At 75.2% G+C, this 11787-nt stretch carries 8 protein-coding genes; 3 read left to right on the forward strand and 5 right to left on the reverse strand.

What is annotated here, in order from left to right; all coding sequences use genetic code 11:
• Window positions 1-112 precede the first annotated feature (112 nt).
• Window positions 113-559, forward strand: a complete 447-nt coding sequence (locus ACIOGZ_RS01840) for a hypothetical protein (RefSeq protein WP_363579169.1) — start codon at window positions 113-115, stop codon at window positions 557-559.
• Window positions 559-4581, forward strand: coding sequence for a LysM peptidoglycan-binding domain-containing protein (locus ACIOGZ_RS01845; protein ID WP_400984398.1), 4023 nt, complete (start codon window positions 559-561; stop codon window positions 4579-4581). Before ACIOGZ_RS01840 ends, ACIOGZ_RS01845 begins: the two co-directional genes overlap by 1 nt.
• Window positions 4582-4659: 78 nt before the next feature.
• On the opposite strand, the gene ACIOGZ_RS01850 is transcribed toward ACIOGZ_RS01845, so the two are convergent.
• Entirely contained in the window at window positions 4660-4947 is a 288-nt protein-coding gene (locus ACIOGZ_RS01850) for a hypothetical protein (RefSeq protein WP_363579166.1), read from the reverse strand.
• Between the two features lie 11 nt (window positions 4948-4958).
• Window positions 4959-5501, reverse strand: a complete 543-nt coding sequence (locus ACIOGZ_RS01855; protein ID WP_400984400.1) for an HAD domain-containing protein — start codon at window positions 5499-5501, stop codon at window positions 4959-4961.
• A gap of 158 nt (window positions 5502-5659) precedes the next feature.
• On the opposite strand from ACIOGZ_RS01855, the gene ACIOGZ_RS01860 reads away from it, so the two are divergent.
• The gene (locus ACIOGZ_RS01860) at window positions 5660-7843 is read left to right on the forward strand and encodes a hypothetical protein (RefSeq protein ID WP_363579162.1); all 2184 of its coding nucleotides are present in this window, start codon (window positions 5660-5662) and stop codon (window positions 7841-7843) included.
• 139 nt (window positions 7844-7982) lie between these two features.
• On the opposite strand, the gene ACIOGZ_RS01865 is transcribed toward ACIOGZ_RS01860, so the two are convergent.
• From ACIOGZ_RS01865 to ACIOGZ_RS01875, 3 genes are all read right to left on the reverse strand, one after another.
• Window positions 7983-9353, reverse strand: a complete 1371-nt coding sequence (locus ACIOGZ_RS01865; protein WP_363579160.1) for a S53 family peptidase — start codon at window positions 9351-9353, stop codon at window positions 7983-7985.
• Between the two features lie 253 nt (window positions 9354-9606).
• Window positions 9607-10404, reverse strand: coding sequence for a 3-oxoacyl-ACP reductase FabG (gene fabG / locus ACIOGZ_RS01870; RefSeq protein WP_363579158.1), 798 nt, complete (start codon window positions 10402-10404; stop codon window positions 9607-9609).
• A 121-nt stretch (window positions 10405-10525) separates the two neighbouring features.
• Entirely contained in the window at window positions 10526-11728 is a 1203-nt protein-coding gene (locus ACIOGZ_RS01875) for an acetyl-CoA C-acyltransferase (protein ID WP_363579157.1), read from the reverse strand.
• Window positions 11729-11787 lie beyond the last annotated feature (59 nt).

Genomic DNA, 11787 nt, shown 5'->3' on the forward strand with positions numbered 1-11787 from the left:
GGCCCGCGCGGGGGAGACGCAAGCGGAGAGCGCACGGGGGATGACACGACGGGACCGGCCGGCGCCCGGTGGGGGCCGGTGGGGAGGACGAGGGGCGGGAGGGGCAGGGGGGATGGGAGTGCCTGTCAGGGCGCGGCGCCGGCGCCGCTCCGACCGGGGCGCGGTCGCCCTCTTCGTGGCGATCTGCGCGGCCTACGTCGTGCTCGTCATCGCCCTGGTGATCGACGCCGGCGGCCGGTTGCGGGTCGCCGAACGCACCGACGCCTACGCCCAGGAGGCCGCGCGGGTCGGCGGACAGCAGCTCGACCAGGCCGCCGTCCTCCAGGGGAAGGGCTTCAAGGTCCAGCAGGACTACGTTCGGCAGGCCGCCGACGCCTACCTGGCCCTGTACGGCCTTCAGGCGGGCGAGGTCGAGTTCTCCGGCGACGGCAAGGTCGTCACCGTCACCGTGCGGGCCGACTACCGGCCCGTCCTGCTGGGCGCGCTCGGGGAGCGGAAGGTAACGGGCAAGGGCAGTGCGACCCTCGTCCACGGAGTCGAGAAAGCGGAGACCGACTGATGGCCGCGCCACGTGCCAAGGACCAGGCCCGAACCGCCCCGGGCCGGGCTCGAACCGCCAAGGGCCGGAGCCCCGGCGCCAAGGACCAGGCCCGGGGCGCCGACGGCCGGGCCCACACCGGCCACCGGGCCGCGGGCCGCCCCGCCGCCCCGGCGCCCCGCCCACCGCGTGGGCGAGGCCGCGGCGCAGCCCTGATCACCGCGCTCGCCGCGCTGGTCACCCTGCTCGCCCTGCTGCTCGGTGTCCCCGCGCTGCTGCTCTACGGCACCCGTGCGGTCGCCGCGATGGGCGACGTCGCGCCGGAGGGCGTCGGCCAGGCGCTCACCGGCCCGGACGACGGACGGCTGTTCCTCTGGCTGCTGGTCGTGGTCGGCTGGTTCGCCTGGGCCTGCTTCGCGCTCTCCGTCCTGCTGGAGATCCCCGCGCAGCTGCGCGGCCGGATCGCCCGCCGCATCCCCGCCTTCGGCTGGAGCCAGCGGATGGCGGCCGGCCTGGTCGGCTCGGTGTTCGCGCTGATGCCGGTCGCCGGCTCGGCCTTCGCCGCCACCCCGGCCCACACCGCCACCGCCCCCGCGCAGTTGGCGGCCGGCGTGCAGCGCGCCGCCCTGCCCGCCGCCCAGGCCGCGCCCGCCCTGGCGCCCGCCGCCGAGCAGAACCCCACGTACACCGTGCGGGACAGTCGGCCCGCCGACAGCCTGTGGTCCATCGCCGAACGCCAACTGGGCTCCGGTGAACGGTGGGTGGATATCGCCAAGCTCAACGACGGCCGGGTGATGGACGATTCCGGCATCCGCTTCGACGCCGACCGGCCGATCCAGCCGGGGTGGGCGCTGCTGATGCCGGGGGACGCGAAGGCGGACGGGTCGGCGCCCGCGCCCGCTCCTGCGCCCGCTCCTTCGTCCGAGCCTGCCCCTGCCCCCGCTCCCGGTGCCGGGTCGGCCCAGGTGCCGCAGGCCGGGACGGAGCCGGGTGCGGGCGGGCATGCGACGGTGACCGTCCAGGGCGGGGACAGCCTGTCCGCCATCGCCCAAAGGGAGTTGGGGGACGCCGAGGCGTGGCCGAAGCTGTTCGAGGCGAACAAGGGCGCCCAGGCGCCGGACGGGGAACGGCTGACCGATCCGGACGTGCTGGTGCCCGGGATGGTGCTCACGGTGCCGGGGGCGGCCGCTCCCGCTCCCGCGCCTGCGCCTGCTCCTTCGTCCGAGCCCGCTCCCGCTCCGGCGCCGCAGCCGGCGCCGTCGACCGGCCAGCCGCCGGCCGATCAGGCGCCCGCCACCCCCGCCCCCGCGCCGACCCCGGCCGCGTCCCAGCCCGTCACCCCGGCGCCCACCCACGCGCCTGCCCCCGCCGCGCACGCCGAACCGGCCGCCGGCGACGACTACTCCATCGCCCTCACCGCCTCCACCGTCGGTGTCCTGCTCGCCGCCGTCATGGTCGGCACCGTCGCGCACAAGCGCGGCACCCAGCTGCGCGCCCGCCGCCCCCGGCACCGCATCACCATGCCCGACGCCGAGGCCGCCGCCTTCGAGAACGAGCTCAGGGCCCGTCAGGACGACGCGGGCCTCGACCTGCTCGACCGCGCCCTGCGCACCATGGCCCGCAACACCGTGCGCGGCGGCAAGCGCCTGCCCGCCATCGTCGCCGCCCGGATCACCCCCGGCCACACCATCGAACTGCACCTCTCCGGCCCGGCCACCCCGATCGCGCCGTTCCGTGCCGCGCACGCCGCCAACGTCTGGTGGTGCAGCCTCGACTCCGGCGACCTGCTCAGCGCCGCCCAGGCCCGCAAGACCGCCGCGCCCTACCCCGCCCTGGTCACCCTCGGCACCTCGCCCGACGGCTCGGTCGTCCTCGCCGATCTGGAGGCCGTCCGGCTGCTCCACCTCTCCGGCCACCCCGACGACGCCCGCGACATCCTGCGCACCCTCGCCATCGAACTCGCGCACAGCCCGCTCGCCGACCGGCTCCACCTGCACCTGGTCGACCTCGCCGAGGAGGTGCCGATCAGCGGCCCGGCCGCCGAACGCATCCACCGCCACCCCACCCTGGAGGCCGCGCTCGCCGCCCTCGGCCCGCGCACCGCCAAGGCCCGCGCCACGCTGGTCGCCGCCGAGGCCGCCAGCCCGCGCGACGCCCGCAGCCGGGGCCAGGCCGACGAGTCCTGGACCCCCGAGATCGTGCTCTGCGCCCAGCAGCCCGGCGGCGAGGTCCCCGCCGAACTCGGCCGCCTGCTCGATGCCCGGCCGCGCACCTGCGTCGCCGTCATCACCCGTGCCCCCGAACGCGGTACCGGCCCGGTCGCCCGCTGGACCCTCCCGGCCACCGGCCAGGCGGCCATCCCCGGCCTGCACCTCACCGTCGAACTCCAGCGGCTCAGCGACCAGCAGTACGACCAGGTCGCCGAACTGCTCCGCGCCGCCGACGACCTCACCCAGCACCCGGCCCCCGCCTGGACCCTGGACGGTCCCGGCCTCGACCCCGACGCGGACGACGACGCCGACACGGCCGAACTGCCCGCCGCCGTACCCGTACTGGCCGCCGTCGGGGCCCCCGCGGCCGGCGTGCAGGGCGGTACGGACACGGCCGCCGGGCCCCGGCTGCTCGCCCGGGTCATCGGCACCGGCGCCAGCCCGTTCGCGGGCACCGACCCGGCGACGCCGGTGCCGGCCCCTCCGGCCGGGCCGGGGCGGTACGCGGTCAACGGACAGGGGCGGCAGGCCGCCTCCGCCGAGACCGAGACCGAGGTCGAGACCGAGGTCGAGGTCGGGAGCGGAGCCGGTACCGGGAGCGGGATCGGGACCGAGGAAGAGCTCGTGGTCGGTCAGGTCGTTGACGAGGCCGCGGACGAGGCAGCGGACGAGGCCACCCGGGACCTGCGCCGCCCGGACGCGGCGGAGGCACCGCAGCAAGCCCCCGCGGCCGTCCTCGCCGTGCCGTCCGTGCCAGCCGTCCAGTCCGTCCAGCCGGTCGTGCCGCCGCCGCCCGTCGAGCCGGCCCCGGTCCACCAGCCCGCGCCCGCGCCCTCCGGCGTCGACCCGCGCGTCCCGTCCCGGCCGGAGCCCTCGCCCGACCTCGTGCCCGGCACCGAAGCCGGGGCCCCGGCCGAAGCCGGCTCCCAGGCCGATTCCTACGCCGAGCCCGGGCTCGAACCCGGATCCGAGCCCGGCCCCGCCGCCGCCCCGGTCGCCCAGACCACCCCCGGGCGCAGCGACAGCGACGACCTGCTCGCCATCCTGCGCTCCCCGGAGGCGCACGCCGCCCGCAACGCCCCCCGGATCCGCCTGCTCGGCCCGGTCGACGTCGCCGGAGCCCTCGGTGCCGCCGAACCCGGCGCGCTGTCCCGGCTCACCGAACTCGCCGTCTACCTCGCGCTGCGGCCCGGCGCCGACCACCACGCCCTCGACCACGACCTCCACCCCGGCGCCGCCCACCTCGACCCGCACCCCACCGCGGCCGACGCCAAGAGCCCGCTCCCCGGCAAACTCGCCGACCTGGCCGCCTGGTTCGGCACCTCGCCCGAGGGCCGCGCCTTCCTGCCGACCGACACCACCGACGGCTACTCCTTCACCCCGGTCGTCACCTGCGACTGGGACGAGTTCCGCAGCCTCTACCGGCGCGGCATGCGCAGCACCAGCGCCACCGCCGACGCCGCCCTCGCCCACGCCCTGGCCCTGGTGCGCGGCGCCCCGTTCGCCGAGGCCCCGCCCGCCTCCTACGGCTGGGCCGAGGCCGAACGCCAGGACATGATCGCGGCGATCGTCGACACCGCCCACGAACTGGCCGCCCGCCGCCTGCAGTACGGCGACCACCGTAGCGCCGAGGCCGCCGTCTTCCGCGGCCTCGCCGTCGCCCCGGACGTCGAACTCCTGCACCGGGACCTCTTCTACGCCTACGCCTCGGCCGGCGCCCGCGACCAACTCCTGCGCGCCGTCAACCGTCTCGACGCGCTCAGCCGCCGCACCGGCCGTGACCTGGACGCCGACACCGTCGCCCTGCTCCGCGATCTGCTGGCCGGTTCCTGACGTCCCCTGCATGCCGCTGCCCGGCCGCCCCTCGGGGTGACCGGGCAGCGGCATGCAGGGCAGGGCCGGTGGGGTCGGTCAGGTCGGGCAGACGCACCGGCCGTCGACGGTGCGTTCGGTGGCGGTGTGGACGTCCCAGACGGCGGCGACCGGGACGCGGGCCACCGTCACACCCACCCGGGTCGGGTCCGCCGGCGTCCGGGCGACGACGTCGACCTGCCCCTGCTCCGCCACGGTGGCCCGGGCGAGCACGCTGAAGACGTACGCCCCGCCCTCGACGCCGTACCCGTCCGCCCACAGCTCGACCACCGCCCCGCCGTCCAGCGTCAGGTGCCAGGGCAGGGGCGGTCCGGCGGCGTAGTCCACGGTCCGGGAGTCTAGATGGTCGGGGAGTCCAGGGCGCGTCGAGTCGGTAGCGCGCGCAACCAGGCGTCCAGGGTGGCGAAGTCGGCTGCGGTGAGGCCGCGTTGGGGGTCGACGCGGTGGAGGAGTGCGGGGGCGGGCGAGTGGGCCGCGATCCAGCGGCGGTCGGTGGCGGTGATCTCGTCGTCCACCCAGACGAACGGGCGGCCGGCAGCTCGGGCGACCAGCGCGCGGGTCTTCCCGTGCAGGCCGGCCGGTTCGTCGCCTTCCGCCACCGGCCAGTCCACGATGGGTAGTTGCGGCAGTCCGAGCCGGGGGGAGAGGCACTCGTTCGCATCGGACATCCACGTCGTCGCCCACACCAGTTCGCACGGCAGGCTCAGCAGGCACCCGCCGAGTGCCGGATCGACGCGGGCCAGCAGGGGGTTGACGCCCGGACCGGGTGCGGCGGCGGAGTCGCCGCGGAAGACGGGGTAGCCGCCAGGGGGCGGCGCGCCGAAGGGGATGAGTGGTCCGTCGACGTCGAGGAACAGGAGAGGTGTACCGGGGCCTGCCATGACGGCACGATAGCGGGCCGCGTGGCGCGCCGATCGGAGACCCGGCCTGGATCGGGTGTGCCGGGATCTCGTAGGGTGGCGCGACGGGAGTGGTGGTAGGCACCACCCGGCAAGGGCATCAGACGCCGCGAAGCGGCGGGGTGGGCGGTGACCAGAAGATGGCGGAGACGACAGCTGTCCCCGGAGGCCCCGAACCGGCAGCGGACTCGGGCCCCTGGGACGCCGTACCGCCGCCGCGCACCCCGGCTGAGGAGCACCCGCCCGGGCCCGCCGCGCTCTACGAGCCGCCGCCCGTGCCCCCGCTCCCGCCGTCCGCTCCGGCAGCCCCGCCGACGGCTCCGGCCGCGGTGCCGGGCCCGCCGCCGACCGCGCCCACCGGATGGACCGTCACCGGCATGCCCGCCGTGGGCGCGCTGCCGTCCACGGCCACGCCGCTGTCCTTCCCGGCCCCGGGCGTGAGCGCTCCCGGTACGGGCGGACTGGGGGCGGCGCCGCGCGGACGGATCCTGGTCGTCGAGGGCGGGTACGGCAACTCCGGGCGCCGCACCTGGGGTCGGGGCGGTCCCGCCCAGGCGTCGGTGCTGTCCGCGATGCTCGCGGCCGTCTCACCGCAGGTGCTGCTCGCCGCGGACGCGGTGGACGCCGTCCACCTCCCCGGCGCCAGTGACCCGCACACCGTCCTCGCCCACCTGCGCGCCGCGTCCCGCCATCCGGGGCCGCTGCTCGTCCACTTGGGCGGTCACGTGGTCGCCGACAAGCGCGGCGGACAGCTCCAGCTCACCCTGCGCGACTCCAAGCAGGACGGCCTGCCCTGGCAGGCCGTCGCCGCCGAGCTGAGCCACCGCCCGGCCGAGTGGCAGACCCTCGTCGTCGCCGACCTCAGTGCCGACCAGAACGCCTGGCCGTACCTCCAGGGCGCCGCCTCGCCGCTCAGCGAGGGCATCCCGCTCTGGGCGGTCGTCAGCCCGGACCCGGAGCAGATCGGCACCTTCACCCGCGCCCTGATCGAGGCGCTGCACGGCGGCCGCCCCGGCGCGGGCGACGTGCTCGCGCCCGAGCAACTGCGGCAGCAGGTGTACTCGGTGCTGCGGCCGGACGTCGTCATCCTGGCCACGCACGCCCCGGACCGCCCGGTCTTCCGCAACACCGCCCGCCGTGGCGACGGTCCGCCGGCCGACGTGTCGGCGTCGGCCGACGCGGTGCCGCCGGTCGATGCGGTGCCGGTCGATGCCGTGCGCGCCGATGTGGTGTCGTCCGGGCCGCCCGCGCTGTCGGTGCCGCCGGTGCCGGGCCGGGCGGAGTCACAGGACGCCGTCGTCGAACCGCCCGTGGCGCCCACGGCTCCGCCGCCGTCGGCCTCCCCCGCTCCCACGGCCGAGGCCGGTCCGGTGAGCCTGGTCAAGCCCGGCGTGCCGCCCACCCCGCCGAGGCCGGCCCGCCCGGTCAGCCTGCTGAAGGGGCAGCCGGCCGGTCCGGCCGGCGTGACCCTGCACAAGCCCGCTCCGGCGGACGCGACGCCCGAGGTTGTCGAGCCGTCCGCAGGCGTGACGCTGGCCAAGCCCCAGCAGCCGGAGATGGAGCCGGAGTCGGAGTGGGAGCCGGAGCAGGCACCGGCGGACGCCGCCACGCTGACGGCGGAACCGCAGGACGCCGTCCCGGCGCAGGCCCCTCCGGTGGACGAGGCCCCCGCCGACGCGGTGCCGACGGCGGAAGCGCCGGACGGCACGGCCCCGACCGACGACGAGGCCCCCGTGGGCGAGGCCCCCGTGGACGCGGTCCCGGTGGCGGAGGCCCCGGCGGACCCCGTCCCGGCAGACGAGGTACCTGCCGATGCGGTGCCCGTCGACGCTCCGGTGTCCGGTCAGCCGCGTGCCGACTACCGGGAGGCCATCGGCCGGATCGTCCGCAGCGCGGACGCCGGAGAGCACGGCGCCGCCACCGAACTCGCCTTCGCCCTCGAACTGGAGGCGATCGCCGAGCACGGCGCCGTCTCCGAACCGGTCCTCCAGGTGCGCCAGGTCCGGGCGCACGTGTGCCGTCTCGCGGGCCGGTCGGCCGAGGCCGCGGACATCTACCGCGAGGTGGCCCTGGCGCTGCTCCGTTCGCAGGGACCGGACCACCCGGAGACCCAACAGGCGGCCACCAACGCCGAGGCCTGCTGGCGCTCTGTCCCCGATCGTGCGGCGGCCCTTCGGATCGCCCCGGAGATCATCGAGCTCCGCGCCTACCTCCCGGGCCCCGACGGCCGCAAGCTCCGCGCCGCCGAGCGCTACCTCGCCCAACTGGCCGCCGCCCCGGAGCCCGCCGCGACGCCTGCTTCCGCCCCGGCGGACCGCGTCTGACCCTTCGCGCCGCGCGCGGCTGGGCCGGACGACCGGTACCTGGCCGCGAACAGATGACAGAGAACAGCGAACAGATAACAGATTTCGAAATCTGTTATCTGTTCGCTGTTAGTTGTTACCTGCTACTCACTGCGGCCCGTCAGCGACCGGCGATGGCGTGGACGAACTTCGCGCCGTCGATGGTGCCGAGGCCGCTGGAGAGGTCGTAGCCCTCGGTGGCGGTGTAGCCGGTGACGCTGCCCCAGGAGTTGTCGCCCTCCTTCACGTCCGTGATGCCGCTCCACGCGCTCGGGAGCAGGTTGAGCCCGTACAGGCGCCAGTTGAGCTGGCCGAGGCGGTGGCCGGCGAGCTGGTCGGCGAGGGCGACGACGCCGGAGAACAGCGGGGTGGCCTCGCTGGTGCCGCCGGTGAGGTGCCAGCCGACGGAGGTCGGGTCGTAGGACTCGTAGGTCCAGGCACCGCCGTCGACGGCCGCGCTCATGCTGATGTCGGGCGTGCCGCGGTGGTTGCCGGTGACGTTGGCGACGCCGGCCTGGTACCACGGGCGCTCGAAGATGCCGGAGACGCCACCGCCGCCGGCGCCGGACTTGTCGTGCCACACCTTGTCGGGCGCGGTGCGCGCGCCGTTGTCGTCCAGGGTGAGCTGGGTGCCGCCGATGGAGGTGACCAGCGGGTCGGAGGACGGCCAGGAGTTGACCTTGTACGGGTACAGGTCGGTGCCGTTGGCCTGCGAGTCGGTGGCGCCGTTGTCGCCGGAGGCGGCGAGCACGGTGACGTTGTGGTCGGCGGCGGCCTGGAAGGCGTAGCGCAGGTCGGTGAGCGACTTGAAGTCGCCCTTGTCGTAGCCCGGGAAGGTGTTCTCGGTGGCGCCGAAGCTCTGCGAGATGACGTCGCCGCGACCGGCCTTGATGAGGGCCTTCTCGGCGTCCATCATCTCGGGCAGGCCGGTGGTGCCCTCGGTCTCGGCGACACCGGTCTCGACCAGGACGATGTGCGCGTCGGGGGCGATGGCGTGGGCGTACTCGACGTCCAGCGTGGTCTCGCCGGCCCAGCCGGTGTGGTCGGGGTTCTTGGGGTCGAAGGCGGGGACGTTGCCCCACTTGACCACCTCGACGTTGGTGTCCTGGATGCCCCACTGCTTGTCGAAGACCTCCAGGTCGTGCTGGATGGTCGGCGAGCCGAAGGAGTCGACGATGACGATCGTGCGGCCCTTGCCGGTGATGCCCTCCTGGTACAACGGGTTCAGGTTGTAGGCGTTCCGGTACTGCAGCGGCGAGTAGCAGTGGATGCCGATCTGGCTGACGCACTGGGTGGTGGTCAGCGGGGCGGTGCGGCCCTGGGCGTTGTGGTGCCCGAAGGAGGCGGGGCGGACGTGGACGCCCGTGAGGTCGTGCGCGGGGGCGGCGGTCGCGGCGCCGACCGCCGGGACGGCGATGGTGCCGGCCGTGAGGGCGGTGGCCCCGACGGCGAGCAGAGCCAGGGCACGGCGAAGGGGGGCGGGGCTGCCCATGGGACTCCTTGGGGCGCAGGGCCCGACCTGGTCCGGTCGGGTCGGTCCGGCCATCCCATCGACTGCCGCATGATCATGCCATAGTCATTTGGTGGGGTCGCCTGATCAGAGGCATGGTCATGCTCGGCCACGCGAAAAGGTAAAGGCCGTCCCAGGTGAAGGTAACCCCACGCCCGGGACGGTCATGTGACGCTACGTCAGTATTATCGTACTAATGCTGAAGAGTCCTTGAAGGTCCCCGCCCGGGCTAGACCTACCGCGCCCCGCCGTTGACGTACAGCGTCTGCCCGCTGACGTACGAGGCGTCCTCGCTGGCCAGGAAGGCGACCACGGACGCGATCTCCTCCGGCTGTCCCACCCGGCGCAGCGGGGTCCGGGCGGAGACCTCCGCCTGCTGGTCCTCGGCCGTGCTGCCGACCCGCTCGGCGGTGGCCGCGGTCATCGCGGTGGCGACGTACCCGGGGGCGACGGCGTTGACGTTGATGTTGAACGGCCCCAGCTCGATCGCGAGGGTCGCGGTGAGCCCCTGGATGCCGGCCTTGGCGGCCGCGTAGTTGGCCTGTCCCCGGTTGCCGAGGGCGGAGCGCGAGCTGAGCGAGACGATCTTCCCGTACTTCTGCGCCACCATGTACTTCTGCGCGACGTGGCTGCAGTTGTACGCGCTGGTCAGATTGACGGTCAGGACCGCGTCCCAGTCGGCCTTCGGCATCTTGAAGAACAGGTTGTCCCGGGTGATCCCGGCGTTGTTCACCAGGATGTGCACCCCACCGAGGTCCGCCGCGACCTGCGCGAACACCGCCTCGACGGCGTCGTAGTCGGCCACGTCGCAGCCGTACGCCCGTGCGGTGCCGCCCTTGGCGGTGATCGCCGCGACCGTCCCGGCGGCCCGTTCGGCGGTGAGGTCGACGACGGCGACGGCCGCGCCCTCCTCGGCGAGCCGGTGGGCGGTGGCCGCGCCGATGCCCTGCGCGGCGCCGGTCACGACGGCGACCCTCCCCGCGAACCTGCCCGCCAGGCCCGTCACTTCGGCCACTGCGGCTACTTCAGTCATTCCCGGTGCTCCCTTGAACTCGGACGTGAACTCAGACGTGAACTCGAACTCGGACGTGAACTCGAACTCGGACGTGAACGCGAACCCGGACGTGAACGCGAGCGCGAACGCGGGCGCGCACTCAGTCAACGTTCTCGACGAGGACGGCGGTGCCCTGACCGACCCCCACACACATGGTGGCGAGGCCGCGCCGGGCGTCGGTGCGGCGCATCCGGTGCAGCAGGGTGGTGAGGATGCGCGCGCCGGAGCCGCCCAGCGGGTGGCCGAGCGCGATCGCCCCGCCGCTCGGGTTGACCAGTTCGTCGGCCTGTTCGGGGGTGAATCCGATGCCGTCAGCGGAGGCCAGGGCCTGGGCGGCGAAGGCCTCGTTGAGCTCGGCGGTGTCGAGGTCGGCCAGCGACCAGCCGGCCCGGCCGAGCACCTTGCGGGTGGCCGGCACCGGGCCGATGCCCATCACGTCGGGGTGCACCCCGACGGAGGCGCCGGCGACGTACCGGCCGAGCGGGCGCAACCCGAGGTCGCGCAGCGCCTCCTCGCCGACCAGGAGCAGCCCGGCCGCGCCGTCGTTCATCGGCGAGGCGTTGCCGGCCGTGACGGTGCCGCCGGGGCGAAAGGCGGGCTTGAGGCGGGTGAGCTTCTCCAGGCTGGTGTCCTCGCGGATGCCCTCGTCCTGGCTGACCATCACGCCGTCGGGCCGTTCGACCGGGATCAGCTCGGCGTCGAAGTGGCCGTCCTTGCGGGCGGCGGCGGCCCGTTGGTGGCTGCGCAGCGCGAAGGCGTCCTGGCGTTCCCGCCCGATGCCGTACCGGCCGGCCACCTCCTCGGCGGTCTCGCCCATGCTGAGCACGCCGTGCAGTTCGGCCATCCGGGGGTTGGTGAGCCGCCAGCCGAGCCGGGTGTCGTAGGTCTCGATCCGGTGCGGGAGGGCCTCGTCGGGGCGGGGGAGGACGAAGGGGGCGCGGGTCATCGACTCGCAGCCGCCGGCCAGGACGACGTCGGCCTCGCCGGAGCCGATGGCCCGGGCGGCGAGGGTGACGGCCTCCAGCCCGGAGGCGCAGAGCCGGTTGACGGTGGCGCCGGGGACGGTCTCCGGCAGGCCGGCCAGCAGGACGGCCATCCTGGCGGCGTTGCGGTTGTCCTCGCCGGCCTGGTTGGCGGCGCCCCAGTAGACGTCGTCGATGCGGGCGGGGTCGAGGGCGGGGACGTCGGCGAGCAGGGCGCGCAGCACGGTGGCCGAGAGGTCGTCCGGGCGGACCGTGGCGAGCGCTCCGCGCAGCCGGCCAATGGGTGTGCGGCGGGCTGCGGCGAAGTAGACGGGACGCACGTCGTCGGGCTCCTATCCGGTTGAATCCGAGTGATCTCAGTGATCCGAGTGATCTGAGC

Source organism: Kitasatospora sp. NPDC088160 (assembly GCF_044741445.1).
Classification (GTDB): Bacteria; Actinomycetota; Actinomycetes; order Streptomycetales; family Streptomycetaceae; genus Kitasatospora.